Source organism: Pseudomonas putida (assembly GCF_009883635.2).
Lineage (GTDB): Bacteria > Pseudomonadota > Gammaproteobacteria > Pseudomonadales > Pseudomonadaceae > Aquipseudomonas > Aquipseudomonas putida_W.
This window is the reverse complement of sequence record NZ_CP026115.2, coordinates 4538687-4559625: the sequence shown is the minus strand read 5'-3', so window position 1 is coordinate 4559625 and position 20939 is coordinate 4538687. Positions and strand designations below refer to the sequence as shown.

The following is a 20939-nucleotide window of genomic DNA, read 5'->3' as shown; positions in this document are numbered from 1 at the left end:
CCCCTGGGGCCGCTTTGCGGCCCCTCACAATGTTTAATGTCGCGCCCAGTGCTAGGCGCATTTCCTACACAGGTCTACAATCGCCCCCTCGCTTTTACATCGCCGTCCACACTGATGCCGACCTGTACGCTCCACCCCCTGCCCTATCAGCCCGACCCCGCTGCCTATTTCGCCCGCCTGCGCCAGGCCCCCGGCGCGATCCTGCTCGACAGCGCACGCCCCGGCGCCCAGCGCGGCCGCTTCGACCTGCTCAGCGCCTGGCCCGTGCAACACCTGCAGGCCCAGCCCGACGAGGACGGCCGCGCCTTCCTCGAACGCCTGCGCGCCAGCCTGGCGCAACTCGGTGAAGCACAGCTGCCCGCCGGCATCGAGCTCCCCTTCGCCGGCGGCCTGATCGGCTACCTGAGCTACGACTTCGGTCGCCGCCTGGAACAGCTGCCCAGCCTTGCGAGCGACGACCTGGCTTTGCCCGATGCACAGCTGGGCCTGTACGCCTGGGCAGTGGTGACCGACCACCAGCTTGGCACCAGCCAACTGGTGCTCCACCCGAGCCTGGCGCCTGAAGAGCGGGCTCGCCTGACGGCATTGTTCGAGAGTGTCGACACTTCGACGTGCGGCGATTTCCAACTGCTTGCCCCGATGCGGGGCGACTTGCAGCCCGAACAGTACCAGGCCGCCTTCGACCAGGTGCAGCGCTACATCCAGGCCGGAGACTGCTATCAGATCAACCTCACCCAGCGTTTCCGCGCCCCCTGCCAGGGCGACCCGTGGCACGCCTACCAGGCCCTGCGCAAAGCCTGCCCGACGCCGTTCTCCGGCTACCAGCAACTGGCTGACGGCAGTGCACTGCTGAGCTTTTCCCCGGAGCGCTTCATCCGTGTCAGCCAGGGCCAGGTGGAGACCCGCCCGATCAAGGGCACCCGCCCGCGCTCGGCCGATCCTGCCGAAGACGCCCGCAATGCCGAAGAGTTGCGCCACAGCGCCAAGGATCGCTCGGAAAACCTGATGATCGTCGACCTGCTGCGCAACGACCTGGGGCGCACCTGCGAAATCGGCTCGGTGAAGGTGCCGGAGCTGTTCAGCCTGGAAAGCTACCCCAACGTCCACCACCTGGTCAGCAGCGTCACCGGCCAGCTGGCCCGCGACAAGGATGCCCTGGACCTGATCGGCGACAGCTTCCCGGGCGGCTCGATCACCGGTGCGCCGAAGATTCGCGCCATGCAGATCATCGACGAGCTGGAACCCACCCGCCGCGCGCTGTACTGCGGCTCGCTGCTGTACGTGGACGTGCGCGGCGAGATGGACAGCTCCATCGCTATCCGCAGCCTGCTGGTCAAGGACGGCCAGGTCAGTTGCTGGGGCGGCGGCGCTGTGGTGGCCGACTCGAACTGGCAGGCCGAATACGAGGAATCGATTGCCAAGGTGCGGGTGCTGATGGAAACGCTGCAGAGCCTTTGAGGCTCATCGCCAGGCGTCTACCCCGCCATTTTTTGTTACCATCACCCCATTACGAGCGCACAGCGCCACAGCCAAGATGGAAACCGCCTGATGAGCCAACCCTTCGACGTCGCCGCCCTGGCCGCGACCTATGCCAACAAGTCCCCGCAGGACATCCTCAAGCTCGCCTTCGAGCACTTTGGCGACGACCTGTGGATCTCCTTCAGCGGCGCCGAGGATGTGGTGCTGGTCGATATGGCCTGGAAGCTGAACAAGCAGGTCAAGGTGTTCAGCCTCGACACCGGCCGCCTGCACCCGGAGACCTACCGCTTCATCGACCAGGTGCGCGAGCAGTACAACCTGCCGATCGAAATCCTCAGCCCGGATCGCGCCAAGCTCGACCCGTTCGTCAAGGAAAAAGGCCTGTTCAGCTTCTACAAGGACGGCCACGGCGAATGCTGCGGCATCCGCAAGATCGAACCGCTGCGGCGCAAGCTCGCCACCGTCAGCGCCTGGGCCACAGGCCAGCGTCGCGACCAGAGCCCAGGCACCCGCAGCCAAGTGGCAGCGCTGGAAATCGACGGCGCGTTCTCCACGCCCGAGCGCACCCTGTACAAGTTCAACCCGCTGGCGCAGATGACCAGTGAGGAAGTGTGGGGTTACATCCGCATGCTCGAACTGCCGTACAACAGCCTGCACGAACGCGGCTTCATCAGCATCGGTTGCGAGCCTTGCACGCGCCCGGTGCTGCCGAACCAGCATGAGCGCGAAGGCCGCTGGTGGTGGGAAGAGTCGACCCAGAAGGAATGCGGGCTGCATGCCGGCAACCTGATCAGCAAGGCCTGATTCGCAGGCAAAGAAAAACCGGCTCAAGGGCCGGTTTTTCCGTTTCTGCAATACTCAGTGCACCGGCAATTCGACGCCTTCGAACAGCTCTTCGAGCTCCTGCTTGTTGTGGCACTGGATGGCCTTGGCCATCACCTCACGGGTCAGGTGCGGTGCAAACTTCTCGATGAAGTCGCACATGAAGCCACGCAGGAAGGTGCCGCGGCGGAAGCCGATCTTGGTGATGCTGGCTTCGAACAGCTCGCTGGCATCCAGCGCCACCAGATCGCTGTCGAGCTTGGTGTCGACCGCCATCTTGGCCACAATACCCACACCCAGCCCCAGGCGCACATACGTCTTGATCACGTCGGCGTCAGCAGCGGTAAACACCACTTTTGGCGTCAGGCCACGGTGGTTGAAAGCTTCGTCCAACTTTGAACGGCCAGTGAAACCGAACACGTAGGTGACGATCGGGTATTCCGCAACCGCTTCCAGAGTCAGCTTCGGCAGCTTGGTCAGCGGGTGACCTTGCGGCACCACCACGCAACGGTTCCACTTGTAGCACGGCATCATGATCAGGTCGCCGAACAGCTCCAGCGCCTCGGTGGCGATGGCGAAATCGACGGTGCCGTCGGCCGCCATTTCCGCAATCTGCATGGGCGAGCCCTGATGCATGTGCAAGGCAACTTCCGGGTACTGCTTGATGAAGCTGCTGATCACCGGGGGCAGCGCGTAGCGTGCCTGGGTGTGGGTGGTGGCGATGGACAGCGTGCCCTTCTTCTCGTTGGAGAATTCCTGGGCGATCTGCTTGATGCTCTCGACCTTGCGCAGGATCTCGCCAGCGGTGTTGATGATGCGCTCACCGGCCGGGGTTACGCGGGTCAGGTGCTTGCCGCTGCGGGCAAAGACTTCAACACCCAGTTCGTCCTCGAGCAGGCGGATCTGCTTGCTGATCCCCGGCTGCGAGGTGTACAGGCTCTGCGCCGTCGCGGAGACGTTGAGGTCATGGTGCGCTACTTCCCAGATGTAGCGCAGTTGTTGAAGCTTCATAGGTTTCCCTCGAATCGGCGATAAGTCAGCGGCAGCAGGCAGCGACGAGATATAACTATATTAGTGGTTCTCGAAATAAAACTAGAACTATTTTGTTACACGCGCCTCCGAACTAACCTACCGTCAGCTTCACGATTTCCTACGCCCAAGGTGCTGCGAGAGCGGCACCATGTACACCGGCACCGGCGACAGTTGCAGCAAGCGCACTGCCGTTCGGCCAATCGGCACATCCACCCCGGCACCGGCCGTGTGGCTGCCGAAGATCAGCAGGTCGACGCTCAGCCGCTGCGCCTGCTCGAGAATGACCTGCGCCGGGTCACCCTGGCGCACCCGTACCGCCTTGATCAGTGCCAGGTCTGCATCCTCGCCCAATTCGTCACGAAAGTTTTCCAGCACCCGCTGTTCGATATTGGCCATCACCGTGTTGACGCCTTCGCTGTGCAATTCATCCAGCGTCTGCTCATCAAGGTAACTCTGCAGCAGCGACTCGGCGAACTGCCCCATGGGCTCCACCGCATGAATCACGTAGAGCTCCGCGCTGAAGGCGCGAGCCAGGGTCAGGGCGTGCTGCATGACAAAAGGTGCGTAGACACCGAGGTCGGTGGCGTACAGCATGGAGCGGATCATTCGACCTCCTCGACTGCCGTTGCGGCAGAGCAAGCTTCAGCTTAGCAGCGCACCGGACCCGCGCTTTGCCGTCCGGCGCACTGCTGATGCGGCCTGCAGAGGATTCAGCCAGCCCGGCTGGTGCGGTCGATGAAGGCCAGGGCCTGATGCAGCATGTGCATCCGCGGCAGGCTGCAGCCGGCCGCCTGAGCCCGAGCAATCGGCTCGGCATAGATCGCCTGCAGCTCCAGCGGGCGATGCTGGACATGGTCGTGGTACATGCTCGGCCAGTAATCGGGCATCTGTTCAGTCATGCGGAACAGCTGTTCGGCGTAGCCCGCCGGCAACTCATGCCCGCACGCGGCGGCACCCTGCACCACTTCAGCCATCAGCGCCTGGATCAGTTCGCGGCTGTCGACATCGGCCATCAGCGGCGCGGTACTGGCCCCCAACAACACCGAAAGGCCGTTGTACGGCACGTTCCATACCAGTTTCTGCCAGCGCGCCTGGTCGAGATTGGCCATGGCCTGGGAGTCGATGCCCGCCGCACGGAACAACCCGGCGCCCGCTTCGACGATCGCCGCACCGCCATCTTCGGCCGGACCGCTGTGATAGCCAAGGTTGACCGCACCCAGCGCCTGGTGACGAATCACCCCTGGGGCCTGGCGATTGACGCAGATGAAACACAGGCCTCCCAGTAAATGCAGGTTGCCCGGCAAGGCCGCCCTCAACTGCTCCTCGACGCCGAGGCCATTCTGCAACAGCACCACCTTGGCATCGGCAGCGGCAGCCTGGACGATCAGCGGCGCGAGCTCTGCATTGCGGGTTGCCTTGGCACCCACCAGCAGCCAGTCGCAGGGCGGCATGTCGGCAGCGCTGGCATAGGCATTGACCGGCATCTGCAGCGCGCCATGCACCGCATGCTCGAGCTTCAGGCCCTGTTCGCGCACCACGTCATATTCGCTACGCAGCAAGAAATGCACATCGAAACCGGCGCGTGCCAGCATCAGCCCATAAAAGCCACCGATAGCACCGCTGCCGATGATGCCGATACGCAGTTTGCGAGGGTTCATGCTGCTCTCCATCTCTGATTCTGGTGCGCTTTTTTACACCGTTTGCGGCTTTGTGCGCACCCTGAATGCAGTTCAAGCCCCTTGCGCCAGGGAAAAACCCTGCACTGCGTGGCTCAGGCCATTGTCGCGCCCCCAGTAACGCGCTAAGGTTCTGCTCCCCGCTGCGAACATTATTGCTGCTGGGCCGCACGGGGATTGCTGGCGGCCGGCACCCGTGACCTGACGAGTAACACGATGGCTGATTTACCGATCGACGACCTTAACGTTGCTTCCAACGAGACCTTGATCACCCCCGATCAGCTCAAGAAGGAAATCCCCCTCAGCGCCAAGGCCCTGCAGACCGTGACTGCCGGCCGCGAAGTGGTGCGCAATATCCTCGACGGCAAGGACCATCGCCTGTTCGTGGTGGTCGGCCCCTGCTCCATCCATGACATCAAGGCCGCCCACGAATACGCCGAGCGCCTCAAGGTGCTGGCCGAGGAAGTGTCCGATACGCTGTACCTGGTCATGCGTGTGTACTTTGAAAAACCACGCACCACCGTCGGCTGGAAAGGCCTGATCAACGACCCGTACCTGGATGACTCGTTCAAGATCCAGGACGGCCTGCACATTGGCCGCCAGCTGCTGCTGGACTTGGCCGAAATGGGCCTGCCGACCGCCACCGAAGCACTCGACCCGATCTCCCCGCAGTACCTGCAGGACCTGATCAGCTGGTCGGCCATCGGCGCCCGCACCACCGAATCGCAGACCCACCGCGAGATGGCCTCGGGCCTGTCCTCGGCGGTCGGCTTCAAGAACGGCACCGATGGCGGCCTGACCGTGGCCATCAACGCCCTGCAGTCGGTGTCCAAGCCGCACCGCTTCCTTGGTATCAACCAGGAAGGCGGCGTGTCGATCGTCACCACCAAAGGCAACCCGTATGGCCACGTGGTGCTGCGTGGCGGCAACGGCAAGCCGAACTACGATTCGGTCAGCGTCGCCCTGTGCGAACAGGACCTGGCCAAGGCCAGGATCAAGGCCAACATCATGGTCGACTGCAGCCACGCCAACTCCAACAAGGACCCGGCCCTGCAGCCGCTGGTCATGGAGAACGTCGCCAACCAGATCCTCGAAGGCAACCAGTCGATCATCGGCCTGATGGTCGAAAGCCACCTGAACTGGGGCTGCCAGTCGATCCCGAAAAACCTCGACGAACTGCAGTACGGCGTGTCGGTCACCGATGCCTGCATCGACTGGTCGGCCACCGAGAAAACCCTGCGCAGCATGCACGCCAAGCTCAAGGATGTGCTGCCCCAGCGCACGCGCGGCTGAGCTTCAGCGCAATGAAGAACGCCGGGCATTGCCCGGCGTTCTTGTATCTGGCGCTTGTCGCCCGTTCAGGCTTTGCTCGAATGGCGCTGCTGACGCTCCATGTAGCGCTCCACGTACGAACAGGAAGGGATCACCGTGTAACCCATCTGGTCGGCGTACTCGAGGGCCTTCTCGGTCAACGCTGCTGCAATCCCGCGGCCACGCAGGGCGTTAGGTACGAAAGTGCGATAGATGTCCAGCGTCTGCTTGCCCAGGTCCATGTACGTCAGGTAGGCACGATGACCGTCCACGTTGGTTTCGAACTGATGACCGGCCTGGTCATGGTGGATGGTCAGCGCTTCACTCATCACTACTCCTCGCAGGTCTTTCTGGCAGACCCTTACCTTAACCGATGTGGTATATCCGGCGGAGGAACCTCAACGCCACTCTTGCCCCTTGGACCCCCAGCCGACAGCAATCGTTCGACCGGATCGGGCACCCCCAAATAGTAGGCGCCGCAAGCCGGATTTCTCAAGGTGGCCAGCGTTAAAAAGTAGCAGGAAGCCACGCCAGGACCTTGCCTTGGCGCACCCTGCAACAGCAACCGGATGTTGTTGAGCTTAAGACGCTGAGGGACAGTTAAAGTCACCCTTAGTTCAACAAAAAAGTTCCTGTTCTACAATCGGTTGCGCCCGCTACACGGTTTTTTCACAAATCCCCCGCAAATCTTGTCGGCGCGACCCCGTGCAACATTTTTTTTGCAGTTCTTGCGCTCTGTCAGTTTACTTACTACAAGTAATGGGTACTATGTACGCCGGCCAGTTTCTCTTTTCCGAGAGATGGCTATTTAATAGAAAGTCCTTGAAGGGGAACACGATGAACAACGTTCTGAAATTCTCTGCTCTGGCTCTGGCCGCAGTTCTGGCTACCGGTTGCAGCAGCGTATCCAAAGAAACCGAAGCTCGTCTGACTGCGACTGAAGACGCAGCAGCTCGCGCTCAAGCCCGTGCTGACGAAGCCTACCGTAAGGCTGACGACGCAATGGCAGCCGCTCAGAAGGCTCAGCAGACTGCTGACGAAGCCAACGAGCGCGCTCTGCGTATGCTGGACAAAGCCAGCCGCAAGTAATAGTCCTCACGGATTGTTATGGAGCCGACCCACTTGTGGGTCGGCTTTTTTATTGCTTGCACGAAAGCCCTGCCCCGGAAACGAAGAGGCCCGCTTCAGGTTGTTAACCTGAGCGGGCCCCGGAGGTGCTGCAAAAGCGTTACTGCAGTTCTGGCGGAATGCTCGTCACCATGGGTGCGGCACCCTGGTTATTGACGGGCACGGCAATTTCCACAGGCATACCGTCTTCCGCCGCAACCACGTCACGCACCATGTCCCAGTTCATGCGCAGGTTGTTGGCCAGGTCTTCACGCTTGAGCAAGGCATTGATGACCGCCGTGTGCTTGTCGACCACAGACGGATTGCCATGATCGTCCAGCGGTGTGTGCGCCTCGAGGTAAACCTTGCCGCCACTGATACCGAACTTGTAAGGCTCGTTGATGATACGCACCGGCGTGCCCACCGGCACCATCTTCGACAGTTCCAGAACGTTGTTGTTGAGCATGCGGAAGCAGCCATGGCTGGTGCGCATGCCAATACCGAACTTCTTGTTCGAACCGTGGATCAGGTAGCCCGGCACACCCAGGGTAAACTTGAACGGCCCGAGCGGGTTGTCCGGGCCGGCAGGCACGACGGTCGGCAGGATATCACCGTCCGCAGCGTGCTCGGCACGGATCGAAGCGGGTGGAGTCCAGGTCGGGTTCGGCGTCTTCGCGGTGATCTTGGTCATCGCTACAGGCGAACCCCAGCCCTCACGGCCGATACCCAGCGGGAAGGTATGCACCACATTCTGCCCTTTCGGGAAGTAGTACATGCGGTACTCGGCCAGGTTGATGACGATACCTTCACGCGGCCCCGGCGGCAGGATGTAGCGGGTCGGCAGGACGATTTCGGTGCCAGCGCCCGGCAGCCACGGGTCGACACCCGGGTTGGCGGCGATCATTTCCAGGTAACCGAGGTCGTTGGCAGTGCCGATGTCGGCAAAGGTGTCTTCATACTTGGCCTTGATCGTCTGGACCTGGCCAACGACGTCTTCACCGGGTGGTGGCAGTGGCAGTTCCAGCGCAGCAGCAGGGCCCGCTACCAGCAGGGCGGCCAGGGACAGGCAACGGGTGACGGCGGGAAAGCGCGGCAACATCCGGTAAATCCTTCGAAAGGTAGTCAAGAAGCACGATTGTACACCCGCCTCGCTGCAAGCGGGAGGCATTGGCGCCTTGCAAGCGCTTCAGATGATGAAAGGCGCACGCAGTCGCGCACCCGCAATTCACCTCAGAGCTCAGGCCAGACCGGCCGCATGCCGCGGCGCTGGGCATCGAGAATCGCGCGGCACAGGTCGCAGAGACGCCCGTCACGGTAGATGCTACGAGGCACACCGGACCAGCGCGGCTGCGCAGGCAGCAGGCCGCCGCACAAGGTACGGTCGACCGGCACGCCGAGTTCGAGTTGACGGGCCACGAGGTGGACGCGGATTTCCTGGCAAGCGAACAGGTCGAGCTGTTCATCGGGCTCGATCAGTTGGTAGGCAAACAAGGACCAGGCAGGGCGCGGCATCGGGGGCTCTCGAAACGGGGGGCGCAACATTAGCCGAAAGCCGGCCCCGTTTAAAGCGTCACAACAAGGGTTTTATCGCCGGCCAGGCATTTTCCAGCAAACGCTGCTGGGCACCCTGCGCCGGATGGATGCCATCGGCCTGCATCATCTCTGGCACACCGCCAACCCCTTCGAGGAAGAACGGCACCAGCGCCACCTGTTTTTCCGTTGCCAGCTGTTCATAGACATTGGCGAAGGCCGTGGTATAGCGCACGCCATAGTTCGGTGGCAGGCGCATGCCCAGCAGCAGCACCTTGGCCCCTGCCTTGCGGGCACTCTCGATCATCGACGCAAGATTTTGTTGCAATTGCTGCGGAGGCTGCCCGCGCAGGCCATCATTGCCCCCCAGCTCCAGTACAACCAGGCTCGGCTTGTGTGCTGCAAGCAGCGCCGGCAGCCGCGCCTGGCCACCTGCACTGGTGTCGCCACTGATCGACGCGTTGACCACCTGATCGTCGAAACCTTCGTCCTTGAGCCGGGTCTGCAACAAAGAGACCCATCCCTGGCGGGTATCCAGGCCAAAACCGGCGCTGATACTATCGCCGACAACCAGCAATGTTCCCGCCGCCGCGCTCTGGGCCAGGCAATACAGGGCCAGACCGGCACTCAACCACCACATTCGCATCGGATTCTCCATGGGCCCCAGCATTCTCGTTGCGCAGAACCTTAGCAAAGTGGTCCCCAGCGCGGAAGGTGACCTGACAATCCTCCACACCCTCTCCCTCGACCTCGCCCAGGGCGACAGCCTGGCCATCGTCGGTGCCTCTGGCTCGGGCAAGTCGACCCTGCTCGGGCTGCTCGCCGGCCTCGACCGCCCAAGCGCCGGCCAGGTCATCCTCGCCGGTCACGAGCTCGGCCCGCTGGACGAGGATCAGCGCGCCAGGGTGCGGGCCGAGCATGTCGGTTTCGTCTTTCAATCGTTCCAGCTGCTCGACAGCCTCAACGCCCTGGAAAACGTGATGCTGCCGCTGGAGCTGGACGGTCGGCGCGACGCCCGCGAGCACGCGCGCACCCTGCTGGAGCGGGTCGGCCTTGGCAAGCGCCTGACCCACACCCCGCGCCAGCTTTCCGGTGGCGAGCAGCAGCGGGTCGCCATCGCCCGCGCCTTCGCCGCACAACCGGCAGTGCTGTTCGCCGACGAACCCACCGGCAACCTCGACAGCCATACCGGCGAGCGCATCAGTGACCTGCTGTTCGAGCTGAACAAGGAACGCGGCACCACTCTGGTGTTGGTCACCCATGACGAGCGCCTGGCCCGGCGCTGCCGGCGTCAGATCCGCCTGGACGCAGGCCGCCTGGTGGCGCCGGTGGAGGCCTGATGAAGCATATGCCGCTGTCCCGCCTGTGCGGCCTGGCCTTGCGCCAGCTGCTGCGCGACATCCGCGCCAGCGAAGTGCGCGTACTGTTCTTTGCCCTGCTGGTGGCAGTCGCCGCCAGTACCGCCATCGGCTATTTCGGCGCCCGCCTGAATGGCGCGATGCAACTGCGCGCCAGCGAGTTCCTCGGCGCCGACCTGGTATTGCAAGGCAGCGCACCGGCCCGTGAAGAACAGCTCAGCGAGGGCCAGGCGCTGGGGCTGCGGCATGCCCAGGTCGTGGAGTTCACCAGCGTGGTGGGCGGCGATGCCGGCATCCAGCTTTCGAGCATCAAGGCGGTCGATGGCGCCTATCCCTTGCGCGGCCAGGTGCGCAGTGCCGCCGCGCCCTATGCCGAGGAAACACCTGGCGGCGGCCCGGCACCTGGAGAAGCCTGGGTCGAACCTCGCCTGCTAGCGGCCCTGGGGCTGAAGGTTGGCGATAGCATCGACGTCGGCATGAAGAGCTTGCGCATGAGCCGCGTGCTGACCTACGAGCCAGACCGTGCCAACAACTTCTACAGCCTGACGCCCCGCGTGATGATGAACCTGGTCGACCTGCAGGCTACCGGGGTCATCCAGCCCGGCAGCCGGGTCACCTACCGCGACCTTTGGCGCGGCGATGCCGAAGCACTCGCGCAGTACCACAACGGCGTGGACAAACACCTCGCCGCCAACCAGCGCCTGCTAGACACCCGCGATGGTAACCGGCAGATCGGCGGCGCCCTGGGCAAAGCCGAACGCTACCTGAACATGGCCAGCCTGGTCGCTGTGCTGCTGGCGGGCGTCGCCGTGGCCCTGTCGGCCAGCCGCTACGCTGCGCGCCGCCTGGATGCCAGCGCCTTGCTGCGCTGCCTGGGGCTGTCGCGGTACCAGGCGCTGGGTTTGTATTGCCTGCAGCTGGCGATGCTTGGCCTGGTCGCCGCACTGGTTGGCGCCCTGCTCGGCTGGCTGGCACAGCTGGGCCTGTTCCGCCTGCTGCATGGCCTGCTGCCCAACGAAGTGCCGGCCGGAAGCATGGTTCCGGCACTGGCCGGCATCGCCACCGGCCTGGTGGCCCTGGCCGGTTTTGCCTTGCCTCCGCTCGCCGCACTGGGCCAGGTGCCACCGCTGCGCGTACTGCGCCGCGATCTTCTGCCCGTGCCACCGAGCAGCTGGCTGGTGTATGGCGCCGCCCTGCTCGCCCTGGGCCTGATCATGTGGCGCCTGAGCCTTGACCTGCTACTGACCTTCGCCCTGCTGGGCGGCGGCCTGATCGCCGCGCTGCTGCTGGGCGGGCTGCTTCTGCTCGGCTTGCAGAGCCTGCGCAAGGCGCTCGTCGGCGCACCACTGGCCTGGCGCCTGGGCCTCGGCCAGTTGCTGCGCCACCCGATGGCCGCTGCCGGGCAAGCTCTGGCCTTTGGCCTGATCCTGTTGGCCATGGCCCTGGTTGCGCTGCTGCGGGCAGAGTTGCTCGACAACTGGCAGGCCCAACTGCCCAAGGACGCCCCCAACCATTTTGCCCTGAACATCCTGCCCGCTGACCGCGAGCCGTTCGCCCAGCGTCTGCACGATGTGAATGCCCACTCGGCACCGCTGTATCCGGTGACCCCCGGCCGACTGATTCAGATCAACGACCAACCAGTGCAGCAGATCGTCAGCAAGGATTCCGCTGGCGAGCGAGCCGTGCAACGCGACCTCAGCCTGACCTGGGCGGCCGAGCTGCCTCAGGGCAACGTGCTGAGCGCAGGCGGCTGGTGGCAAGCGTTACCTGGCAGCGATGAAGTCCCCGGCGTGTCGGTCGAGGCCGAACTGGCTGCCAGCCTCAAGCTGCAACTGGGCGACCTGCTGACCTTCGACATCGGCGGCGAGCAACGCCAGGCGCGGGTCAGCAGCCTGCGCAGCGTGCATTGGGACAGCTTTCAGCCGAACTTCTACATGATCTTCCAGCCGGGCACCCTGCAGGGGCTGCCAACCACCTACCTGACCAGCTTCTACCTGGCCCCAGGCCATGACCTGGATGTGGTGGCGCTGTCGCGGGCGTTTCCGGCGGTGACCATCCTTCAGGTCGATGCCTTGCTCGAGCAGCTACGCAGCATCCTCGCCCAGGTCACCCTGGCGGTCGAATATGTGTTGCTGTTTGTGCTGGCGGCGGGGCTTGCCGTGTTGTTCGCCGGGTTGCAGGCGACGCTCGACGAGCGGATTCGCCAAGGTGCCTTGCTGCGCGCACTGGGCGCCGCTCGCCCCCTGCTGGTCAAGGCACGGCGCATCGAGTTCGGCTTGCTGGGTGCGGCCAGTGGTGCCTTGGCGGCGCTGGGCTGCGAGCTGATTACCTGGGTGCTGTATCGCTATGCATTCGACCTGCAGTGGAGCCCGCATCCGTGGTTGCTGGTGTTGCCGCTGGTCGGGGCGTTGCTGGTGGGTGGGGCAGGTGTGCTGGGGACTCAGCGAGCCCTGAATGCGAGCCCGCTGGCGGTACTACGGGAAAGTTGATAGCGCCTGTACCGGCCCTTTCGCGGGACAAGCCCGCTCCTACAAGGAATCGCGTACTCCTGTAGGAGCGGGCTTGTCCCGCGAAGAGGCCGGAACAGTTAATACTGATTCATTGCCCGTAGTGGATACTGTTCACATACCAGGTGGCCTGACCGGTCGGTGTATTCACTACCACTTCATCGCCCTCCTCCTTCTTGAGCAGGGCCCGGGCCATGGGCGAGTCGATCGAGATATAGTCGTTACGGCCATAGATCTCGTCATACCCGACAATGCGAAACTTCATGGTCTCGCCGTCATCGTTCTCGATTTCGACCCAGGCACCGAAGAACACCTTGCCTTCCTGCTGCGGCGAGTAGGCAACCACCTTCACGTCCTCAAGGCGCTTGCGCAGATAGCGGACCCGGCGGTCGATCTCGCGCAGCAGCTTCTTGTTGTACTGGTAGTCAGCGTTCTCGCTGCGGTCACCCAGCGAAGCGGCCCAGGTCACTTTCTGGGTGATTTCCGGGCGATACACCCGCCACAGGTGATCCAGCTCCTTCTTCAGGGCCTCGTGACCTTCCGTGGTGATGATGTTGGTGCTCAACGGCGCGCTCCTCAGCGTCGGGTAATCAGGCCCTGACGCGCGATGCGGGTAAGCTGGCCAATGACTTCGGCCGCGTCTTCCCGTGCGGGTGCCTGGATCACCGCCAGGTCGAAGCGGTCGTTGCCGAACTGTTCCAGGTGGCAGGCATCTTCGGCGAACTGGATGAGGAAGGCGCGGGCCTGCCCCTTGCGGCGCGACAAGCCTTCAAGGTGACGCAAGAGCGTGGGCTGATGCTGGCCACCGAGCAGGATGCGCGGTGTGCGGGACGCCTGGCTGGCAGGCAATGGGCTCAAACAGACACTGGTACGTGGGCAACTCATGGAGTTTCTCTCCGCCTCGCGAATCCCGCTGGGCAGCGGTGGGAGGCGTCACCGAACCAGCGCTTTAGCGGTATTTCGGATGACCCGGAGAGGGGGCCAGTCCTGCGCCCCGCAAGTAGCTGTTTAAATCGGCGCAGGCGGTATGCTAGAGCGACAAGCCGCAAGCTGCAAGCCCCAAGCTGAAATGCGTTCGGCTTGGGGCTTGCAGCTTGCAGTTTGTGAACTGTCAGCGGGCGATCAGGCGGTCGAGGGACAAGCGTCCCGCGCCTTCGATCAGTACCGCCACAGTGCCGGCCAGCAGCGCCAGGGCGAACTCATAGCCGTTGTTGGACATGAACAGGCCGTTGTTGATGTGCACCGAGAAGATCGCCACCACCAGGGTCACCGTCAGTGCCAGTGCTGCCGGGCGGGCCAGCAGGCCGATCACCAGAGCCAGGCCGCCGAAGAACTCGGCGCTACCCGACAACAGCGCCATCAGGTAGCCCGGCGCCAGGCCGATGCTTTCCATCCATTGGCCGGTGCCTTCCAGGCCGTAGCCGCCAAACAGGCCGAACAGTTTCTGCGCACCGTGTGCCATGAAGATCACACCGACCAGGATGCGGATCACGCTCAGGCCCAGGCCAGCGCGGGTGGAGAGCAGTTTGCTGATTGCGTTGTTCATTTCGAAGCGTCCTTGAAACTGGGATGTTGTGTTGGGATGGGCGCCATCATAATCAATTCATCTGATATGAAAATCGCAAAAAACCCAACATAACAATCGACAAAATCGATTTGTCAGCGACTGACCACACGCTCCAGTGCCAGACGTTCGCGATTGAACGCCAGGAAGTACTTGTTGACGCTGTTGACGAAATTGACCGGCCCCATGCCGACCTGCTCCATGGCGATGCGCTCGGTCTGGAAGAACCACTGATTACCGTTGAGGCCGCGCTTGCGGGCCTCGGCGCGCATGGCCTGGACCCGCTCCGGGCCAAGGTTGTAGGCCGCCAGCACAAACGCCATGCGCTCGCGCTCGTTGATCTGCGGGCTGGCGAAGAACTTGCGGCGGATCAGCGCCAGATAGCGCGCGCTGGCCTGGACATTGCCATCGACCGAGCCGGTGTCGCTGACTCCCACCCGTTGCGCTGCCGACGGGGTGATCTGCATCAGGCCGTGTGCCCCGCCGCTACCGCGTGCCGCAGGGTTCAGGGTGGATTCCTTGAAGGCCAGGGCCGCCAGGTTCAACCAGTCGATCTGCTGCGCTTCACCATGCTTCTGCAACACTGGGCGCAGTGCGCTCAAGCGCTGGCGATCCTTGCGCGCCAACGGGTTGTGCACACGGTACTGGCGCCGGTAGATGCGCTCGAAGGCCGCATCCTGGTTTTCCGGCGCGCGATAACCCTGCAGAAAGCGATCAACCGTGGCCAGCAGCATGGTTGCATCACGCCGCACATACCAACGCATGGCCTGCGCCTGCCCCAGTTGCACCCGGGTGTCCAGGCGCAGGTTCGGCATGACCCTGGCCCAGCGCTGGGCGATCGGGCGCTCTACCATGGTCAATGGATAGATACCGGCCTGGACCATCTCCAGCACATCTTCCACCGCCAGGGTCGAATCGACCCATTCGATCTTGATCGGCGCCCGCTTGCGCAGTGCCAGCTGCTGATTGAGCTGCTGAATCACTGCCCCTGCCGCGCTGGCGCTGGTCAATGCCACCGTACGCCCAGACAGCTGATCGGCACGGGTGTAGCTGCGCTCACCCTTGCGCCCGACCAGCAGCAACGCCACGTGATCCAGCACCGGCGCACTGCTGTTGACCCCACCCGTCACGGCCGGGTCCAGCAGTTCGCCCGGTGCGGCCAGGTCACCCTCACCGCGCTGCAAGGCACCCAGCAGTTGCTCCTTGGCCCGTGGAATGATTTTCAGGCGGATCTGCTGGCCATCGCCGGCACGGGCATTGAGATAATGTTCAAGGCCACGCAGGCGGTAATACTCGATACCCACCGGCTCGCCCTTGATCTCACCCGAGCTGTTGCGGCTCTGGTTGACCAGCACGCGCAGCACCTTGGTACTGCGGATCTGCTGCAGGTCACGGGCCGTGTTCGCCGGCACGTTCTGCTGTGGCCCCGGCAGCCGTGCATAGGCCGGACCGACCGTGGTCAGCCCGAGCATCAGCAACAGGGTCAGCAGGTATCGCAGCATGCGAATTCGTGTCCGTGGTCGGTGGGCGGCAGCCATGGTGGTATGCGCGGTCGTGAGAAATGACGGTAAAAGACCACGGCAAACGCCTGAAGTTCTTGGTTTTTTCCGAATATCACGCTTTTTGCTATGCTGGCCGCCCCGCGGCACGAGGTAGCACCATGCAACTGATCGATATCGGCGTCAACCTGACCAACAGCAGTTTCCACGACCAGCAGGCCGCCATCGTCGAGCGCGCCATCGAGGCCGGCGTGGTCCAGATGGTCCTGACCGGCACCAGCCTGGAGGTCAGCGAGCAGGCGCTGGAGCTCTGCCAGCAGCTCGATGGTGACAGCCAGCACCTGTTCGCCACGGCCGGCGTGCACCCGCACGATGCCAAGTCCTGGGATGGCAACAGCGAGCGGCAACTGCGCCAGCTGTTGGCTGAAGCACGGGTACGTGCCGTGGGTGAATGCGGGCTGGATTTCAACCGTGATTTCTCCCCTCGCCCACTGCAGGAGAAAGCCCTGGAAGCCCAGCTGGCAATGGCGGCGGAACTGCGCCTTCCGGTGTTCCTGCACGAACGCGATGCCAGCGAGCGCCTGCTGGCCATCCTCAAGGATTACCGCGACCACCTGCCAGCCGCCGTGGTGCATTGCTTCACCGGTGAGCGCGAAGCCCTGTTCGCCTACCTGGACATGGACCTGCACATCGGCATCACCGGCTGGATCTGTGACGAGCGTCGCGGCACCCACCTGCATCCGCTGGTGGGCAATATTGCCGAAGGCCGGCTGATGCTGGAAAGCGACGCGCCCTACCTGCTGCCACGCAGCCTGCGGCCGAAGCCTAAGAACGGCCGCAACGAGCCAGCGTTCCTGACCGAGGTGCTGCGCGAAGTGGCATTGCACCGCAACGAGAGCATCGAGCACTGCGCCCGGCACACCAGCGCTACGGCCAAAGCCTTCTTTCAACTTCCTTGACTCATGTCATAAGCGATTCTCGAGTGAGTGGGCACAATGATGGCACCTTGCCAATAATGTTTCCGCTCAACTCAGAGAAGACCTACCCATGGGTGCCTGGCTTAGCAATATTTCCCTGAAGTACAAATTCTGGGCCGTCAACGCGGTGGCCTTCGTCACGACCTTGCTGCTGGTGCTGTATGCAGTGCATCTGGAGCAACGCGCCCGCGCCGATGCCGCCCAGGCCCAGGCGCAAGCCCAGGCCGAACTGCTGGCCGCCTGGCCCACCGCGCAGCCCCTGCCCCGCCAGGCCAACCTGATCACCTGGCAACCCGGCCAGACTCCCACTTACGCGGGTGAAGATCTCGAAGCCCTGGCCAATGCACAAGGCTGGGTAGCCCTGCCGGCCGGGTGGATCCTCGGCGATAACCCGCTGCGCGGCGCCCAGGTGATACGCCATGGCGACCAGCAACTGGCCGTGTTGGCAGCCGCGCCAAGCCTGCGCCAGGTGTTCTTCGACCGCTTCAGCAACTACGCTTTCTGCGTGCTGATCCTGATGCTGGCGATGCTCGGTGCCTCGCAGCTGCTGATCCGCTTCCTGCTCAGCCAGCTCAATACCCTCAAGGACGTGATGCTGCACGTCGAGAAGACCGGCGACCTGTCGGCCCGCGTGCCCCTGGCCTGCGGTGACGAAGTCGGCCAGATGGCCGGCGCCTTCAACGCCATGCAGGCCACTTACCACCGCGTGGTCAGCACCGTCGCCCACACAGCCGCGCAGCTGGACTCCGGGGCCGCGCGCCTGGCCGCGAGCATGAACGACGTGCGCCATGGCATGCTCGGCCAGCAGAGCGAGACCGACCAGGCGGCCACGGCGATCAACGAAATGACAGCCACTGTGCACCACATTGCCCAGCATGCTGGCGCCACCCGCGACTTGTCGCAGACCGCCGATACCCTTGCCGGCAGTGGCAAGGCAGTGGTCAGCCGGGTGCAGGATTCGATCGCCGGGCTTTCCAGCGGCGTTCAGCAAACCGCCGAAATGATTCGTCAGCTTGCCGACGACAGCCAGAAGATCAACAGCGTGGTCGGGGTCATTCACAGCATTGCCGAGCAGACCAACCTGCTGGCACTCAACGCCGCCATCGAAGCCGCCCGCGCTGGCGACCTGGGCCGTGGTTTTGCCGTGGTTGCCGATGAAGTGCGCAACCTGGCCAAGCGCGTGCAGACCTCCACCGACGAAATCACCCGAATGGTTGCCGACCTGCAAGCCGGCACCCGCGACGCCGTGGAGTTCATGCAGGAAAGTTCTTACAAGGCCGACGACTGCGTCCGCCAGGCCCAGGAGGCTGGCGCGGCACTGGCCGAGATTACCGGCGCGGTCGCCCAGATGCGCGAGAGCAACACGCAGATTGCCGTCGCCGCCGAGCAACAAAGCCAGGTGGCCGAAGAAATGAACCGCGCGGTGGTGAGCATCCGCGATGTCACCGAAGAGACCGTGCAGCAGACCGTCGGTTCGGCCACCACCAGCAGCCAGCTGGCGACCCTGGCCGGCGAACTGAGCAAGGCCATTGGCCAGCTCAAGCTATAGTCGCCATAGCCAGCCTCGATTGGCCCCGTAACCGGGGCCGCACTAAGCTTTGGGCATGCCTGTAACGAATAGCGCGACGAACATCGCGAGGACCTGCCCATGAGCAAACGACTGCCCAACCTGCACGCCTGGCAATGGCGTGGCTACCACCACAATCACCGGCACCCGACCAACCTGGTGTTGCACCTGATCGCGGTGCCGTTGTTCATCCTCGGTGTCCTGCTGGTGCTGTCAGGCCTGTTCGCCCTGGACCTGGGCCAGATCGCCGTCGGCGTCATTGCCCTGATCGCCGGCCTGGGCCTGCAACGCCACGGGCATCGCCTGGAAGCTGAACAGCCGGAACCGTTCGCCAACCGCAAGGACGCCGTGCAGCGGCTACTGACCGAGCAATTCGTCACCTTCCCGCGCTTCGTCCTCAGCGGCGCCTGGTGGAAGGCCTGGCGCGAACGGCACAAGCACCGGCGCTGAAGATCAGGCGAACACCGTGACCGTTTGCCGGCTCAAGGCCAGCAGCTGCCCTTCTGCACTCCACAATGCTGCCGCTGCATGGCCATAGCCGTCACGCGCATGTTCGGTCTCGACACGGTAATAGCACCAGTCCAACGTGGACAGTTTCGCCGTCGGCTGGATGAATTCGATGGTCCAGGTCAGCGTACTGCCTGCCGCAGGCTGCTTGAGGAACGGCATCAGGCTCGGAGGCCAAGCATCCACCAAGGCCAGCAGATGCGCCTCGTTGACCTGCTCTTCGGCAACATCGCGCAAGCGCACCCAGCCGCCCATGTAACGCGACTGATTGCCACTGAACGGCAGGCCGCCCACCGCCCAACGCAAGGCGACATGGCGCATGAACTCTGGAGTGACGCCCTTGATGTAGGGCAACTCCGGCGCCGCCTGCTCAAGTGGTTTCATCTCCACGGCGGGTGCAGCCGCAACATCGACCACCGATGGCCGACCCGCACCGAAATTACCCTGCACCAGCGTCACCACCTGACCATTCTGAATGGCGCGGCCCAGCAGCGTGCTGACCGCCTTGCCCTCACGCAGCACCTCGACCTCGAAACGAATGGGCATATCCGCTGCCGCCGGGCTGACGAAGCTGATGGCCAGCGAGCGCACCGGGCGGTCATCAGCCAGCTTCAGGCGCATGCTTTCATGAACGAGGGCAGCCATCAGGCCGCCGAACACGGCCCGCCCCTGAGCCCAGCTGGGCGGAATGCTGACCGCGCCAGGGTTTTCCCGCACGGCGTCGAGCAATTGGTTGAAATTCATCGGCCGGCTCCTGCCTGTAACGAAAGGTCCGCCAATACTAGCCAGCAAACCCCGGCCGATCAGCCCGCATATCGGTCATTTGCCGGGCTGACGCCGCTTTAGCGCGGCCTGCAGCGCATCAAGGGTGACATCGGAGGTGCGCTCTGCCTCGTGCAGCTCCTGCTCCCAGTCGACCGTGCAAGGCGCCAGGTCGGGGTGGTCCTTGGCCTGCAGCAACCACTGCAGGCGGTCATGCCAATCACCCAGATCCCCTTGGGCCTTCTTCAACAGGCGCTGCAGTTTCTTGCCGGCATGGTCGAGCTGCGGATAGGCCTCGTCGCCATAGCGCACCCGCTTGATCAGCAGGCGCAAGCGATGGCGATCATGGGCTGGGTCCTGCAGGGCCCCGCGCAGTTTGTGCCACTGTTTGAGCAGGCGCTTGTCGATACGCTTGCCCAGCGACTTGGCCAGCCCCTCGCGATCCGCTGCCCGCAAGAACAGCGGAAACGCATCGACGATCGCCAGCACCCGGGTCAACTGCGGGCTGGCGGCAACGCTGGCGAAGGTCCTGTCGCGCCCTGCCAGGCGCCGCTGCCCGGCTTCGACATGGCCGCGCCCGATCAGCTCGGCGGCCAGCACCTCACGATCACGCAGGGGCGTGGTCAAAGTGCCCAATGACTTGGCCGCCTCCTCCAGTTGCTCCACCCCCGGCAGCCCCTTCAGTGGCCGCAGCAGGCTGCGCAGGCGCCGCAGAGTGGTCCGCAGGTCGTGCAGGGCCTCGCTGTCGGTATTGGCGTCCAGGCGCTCGCGACAGGCCAGCAGACGCACCTGCAAGGCCAGCAACTGGGCAACGAGATGATCGAGCATGGCGGACATGTGACGCTCCTTGGTCAGCGCCCGGCGCGCGACTCACGAATGTAGAATCGGGCCTTTTCGGCTTTGTTGGTGCAGCTCTCGTAACCTTCGAACTGCTGCTGAGTCTTGGCGCCGGTCAACAGCGACAGCGCCTTGGAGTAGCTTACGGCGCCGGCGAAGCCTTCGGCCTTGGCCAGGTCAAGTTCCTTCCAGGCGGCATCGAGCTGTGTCGCGCAGCTTTCACGATAAGCCGTCTTACCCGCGCAACCGGCCAGCGCCAGGGCAATCAGTGGAAGGCAGATCCAGGCTTTCATCGGTGTTACCTCAACGGTTGAAATAGAGTGGCTGTTCGACGCCCGGCCGGATGAAAAGTGCCGCGCCTGACATGCTTTGCCTAGAGTGTTTATTGAAGCACAGGCAACGCT

23 protein-coding genes are annotated in these 20939 nt (G+C 63.6%); 9 read left to right on the top strand and 14 right to left on the bottom strand.

The features are described from left to right. The first annotated feature begins 114 nt into the window (after positions 1 to 114). Together pabB and C2H86_RS20765 are read left to right on the top strand one after the other, a co-directional pair. Positions 115 to 1458, top strand: coding sequence for an aminodeoxychorismate synthase component I (pabB, locus tag C2H86_RS20770; protein ID WP_159409601.1), 1344 nt, complete (start codon positions 115 to 117; stop codon positions 1456 to 1458). Positions 1459 to 1548: 90 nt separating this feature from the next. After that, on the top strand, positions 1549 to 2283 hold the full coding sequence (locus C2H86_RS20765; protein WP_103448148.1) for a phosphoadenylyl-sulfate reductase: 735 nt from the start codon (positions 1549 to 1551) through the stop codon (positions 2281 to 2283). Positions 2284 to 2337: 54 nt separating this feature from the next. Here the strand turns inward: C2H86_RS20765 and cysB are convergent, their stop codons facing one another. The 3 genes from cysB to C2H86_RS20750 all read right to left on the bottom strand — a co-directional run bounded on the left by cysB (position 2338) and on the right by C2H86_RS20750 (position 4991). Further along, entirely contained in the window at positions 2338 to 3312 is a 975-nt protein-coding gene (gene cysB / locus C2H86_RS20760) for an HTH-type transcriptional regulator CysB (RefSeq protein WP_027593928.1), read from the bottom strand. 129 nt (positions 3313 to 3441) lie between these two features. After that, positions 3442 to 3939 carry a universal stress protein gene (locus C2H86_RS20755; RefSeq protein ID WP_159409600.1) on the bottom strand — a complete coding sequence of 166 codons (498 nt, stop codon included), beginning with the start codon at positions 3937 to 3939 and terminating at the stop codon, positions 3442 to 3444. A 104-nt stretch (positions 3940 to 4043) separates the two neighbouring features. Then, a complete protein-coding gene (locus C2H86_RS20750; protein WP_159409599.1) occupies positions 4044 to 4991 on the bottom strand; it encodes a putative 2-dehydropantoate 2-reductase in 948 nt (315 codons plus the stop codon). A gap of 234 nt (positions 4992 to 5225) precedes the next feature. Here C2H86_RS20750 and C2H86_RS20745 point away from each other — a divergent pair, with 234 nt between their 5' ends. Further along, a complete protein-coding gene (locus C2H86_RS20745) occupies positions 5226 to 6302 on the top strand; it encodes a 3-deoxy-7-phosphoheptulonate synthase (protein ID WP_159409598.1) in 1077 nt (358 codons plus the stop codon). A gap of 65 nt (positions 6303 to 6367) precedes the next feature. Here the strand turns inward: C2H86_RS20745 and C2H86_RS20740 are convergent, their stop codons facing one another. Then, on the bottom strand, positions 6368 to 6649 hold the full coding sequence (locus C2H86_RS20740) for a GNAT family N-acetyltransferase (protein WP_008095521.1): 282 nt from the start codon (positions 6647 to 6649) through the stop codon (positions 6368 to 6370). Between the two features lie 508 nt (positions 6650 to 7157). On the opposite strand from C2H86_RS20740, the gene C2H86_RS20735 reads away from it, so the two are divergent. After that, the gene (locus tag C2H86_RS20735) at positions 7158 to 7409 is read left to right on the top strand and encodes an Lpp/OprI family alanine-zipper lipoprotein (protein ID WP_003250288.1); all 252 of its coding nucleotides are present in this window, start codon (positions 7158 to 7160) and stop codon (positions 7407 to 7409) included. Between the two features lie 139 nt (positions 7410 to 7548). Here C2H86_RS20735 and C2H86_RS20730 read toward each other — a convergent pair whose 3' ends face one another. The 3 genes from C2H86_RS20730 to C2H86_RS20720 form a co-directional block, all read right to left on the bottom strand. Then, positions 7549 to 8526 (bottom strand): L,D-transpeptidase family protein, encoded by a 978-nt coding sequence (locus C2H86_RS20730; RefSeq protein ID WP_159409597.1) that lies wholly within the window; start codon positions 8524 to 8526, stop codon positions 7549 to 7551. A gap of 131 nt (positions 8527 to 8657) precedes the next feature. Then, the gene (locus tag C2H86_RS20725) at positions 8658 to 8939 is read right to left on the bottom strand and encodes a hypothetical protein (RefSeq protein WP_027919636.1); all 282 of its coding nucleotides are present in this window, start codon (positions 8937 to 8939) and stop codon (positions 8658 to 8660) included. A gap of 58 nt (positions 8940 to 8997) precedes the next feature. Then, a complete protein-coding gene (locus C2H86_RS20720) occupies positions 8998 to 9603 on the bottom strand; it encodes an arylesterase (protein WP_159409596.1) in 606 nt (201 codons plus the stop codon). A gap of 10 nt (positions 9604 to 9613) precedes the next feature. Between C2H86_RS20720 and C2H86_RS20715 the strand changes: the two genes are divergently transcribed. Both C2H86_RS20715 and C2H86_RS20710 read left to right on the top strand, forming a co-directional pair. Then, positions 9614 to 10297 (top strand): ABC transporter ATP-binding protein, encoded by a 684-nt coding sequence (locus C2H86_RS20715; RefSeq protein WP_159409595.1) that lies wholly within the window; start codon positions 9614 to 9616, stop codon positions 10295 to 10297. Beyond that, positions 10297 to 12804 carry an ABC transporter permease gene (locus tag C2H86_RS20710; RefSeq protein WP_159409594.1) on the top strand — a complete coding sequence of 836 codons (2508 nt, stop codon included), beginning with the start codon at positions 10297 to 10299 and terminating at the stop codon, positions 12802 to 12804. Before C2H86_RS20715 ends, C2H86_RS20710 begins: the two co-directional genes overlap by 1 nt. Positions 12805 to 12913: 109 nt before the next feature. On the opposite strand, the gene greB is transcribed toward C2H86_RS20710, so the two are convergent. The 4 genes from greB to C2H86_RS20690 all read right to left on the bottom strand — a co-directional run bounded on the left by greB (position 12914) and on the right by C2H86_RS20690 (position 15888). Continuing rightward, the gene (gene greB / locus C2H86_RS20705; protein WP_159409593.1) at positions 12914 to 13387 is read right to left on the bottom strand and encodes a transcription elongation factor GreB; all 474 of its coding nucleotides are present in this window, start codon (positions 13385 to 13387) and stop codon (positions 12914 to 12916) included. Positions 13388 to 13398: 11 nt separating this feature from the next. Beyond that, positions 13399 to 13707 carry a hypothetical protein gene (locus C2H86_RS20700; RefSeq protein ID WP_159409592.1) on the bottom strand — a complete coding sequence of 103 codons (309 nt, stop codon included), beginning with the start codon at positions 13705 to 13707 and terminating at the stop codon, positions 13399 to 13401. Positions 13708 to 13933: 226 nt separating this feature from the next. Further along, positions 13934 to 14368: a DoxX family protein gene (locus tag C2H86_RS20695; protein ID WP_159409591.1), complete on the bottom strand. Its 435-nt coding sequence runs from the start codon at positions 14366 to 14368 to the stop codon at positions 13934 to 13936. Positions 14369 to 14481: 113 nt separating this feature from the next. Beyond that, positions 14482 to 15888: a transglycosylase SLT domain-containing protein gene (locus C2H86_RS20690; RefSeq protein ID WP_159409590.1), complete on the bottom strand. Its 1407-nt coding sequence runs from the start codon at positions 15886 to 15888 to the stop codon at positions 14482 to 14484. A 158-nt stretch (positions 15889 to 16046) separates the two neighbouring features. Between C2H86_RS20690 and C2H86_RS20685 the strand changes: the two genes are divergently transcribed. From C2H86_RS20685 to C2H86_RS20675, 3 genes are all read left to right on the top strand, one after another. Further along, positions 16047 to 16844: a TatD family hydrolase gene (locus C2H86_RS20685; protein WP_159409589.1), complete on the top strand. Its 798-nt coding sequence runs from the start codon at positions 16047 to 16049 to the stop codon at positions 16842 to 16844. An 88-nt stretch (positions 16845 to 16932) separates the two neighbouring features. Next, positions 16933 to 18411, top strand: a complete 1479-nt coding sequence (locus C2H86_RS20680) for a methyl-accepting chemotaxis protein (protein ID WP_159409588.1) — start codon at positions 16933 to 16935, stop codon at positions 18409 to 18411. A 99-nt stretch (positions 18412 to 18510) separates the two neighbouring features. Beyond that, complete coding sequence (locus tag C2H86_RS20675; protein WP_159409587.1) at positions 18511 to 18879, top strand: Mpo1-like protein; 369 nt, start codon at positions 18511 to 18513, stop codon at positions 18877 to 18879. A gap of 3 nt (positions 18880 to 18882) precedes the next feature. Here the strand turns inward: C2H86_RS20675 and C2H86_RS20670 are convergent, their stop codons facing one another. From C2H86_RS20670 to C2H86_RS20660, 3 genes are all read right to left on the bottom strand, one after another. Then, entirely contained in the window at positions 18883 to 19680 is a 798-nt protein-coding gene (locus C2H86_RS20670) for an acyl-CoA thioesterase (RefSeq protein WP_159409586.1), read from the bottom strand. A 75-nt stretch (positions 19681 to 19755) separates the two neighbouring features. Next, positions 19756 to 20535, bottom strand: coding sequence for a CHAD domain-containing protein (locus C2H86_RS20665; protein WP_159409585.1), 780 nt, complete (start codon positions 20533 to 20535; stop codon positions 19756 to 19758). Between the two features lie 14 nt (positions 20536 to 20549). Next, positions 20550 to 20828, bottom strand: coding sequence for a hypothetical protein (locus C2H86_RS20660; RefSeq protein ID WP_056800193.1), 279 nt, complete (start codon positions 20826 to 20828; stop codon positions 20550 to 20552). Positions 20829 to 20939: the final 111 nt, after the last annotated feature.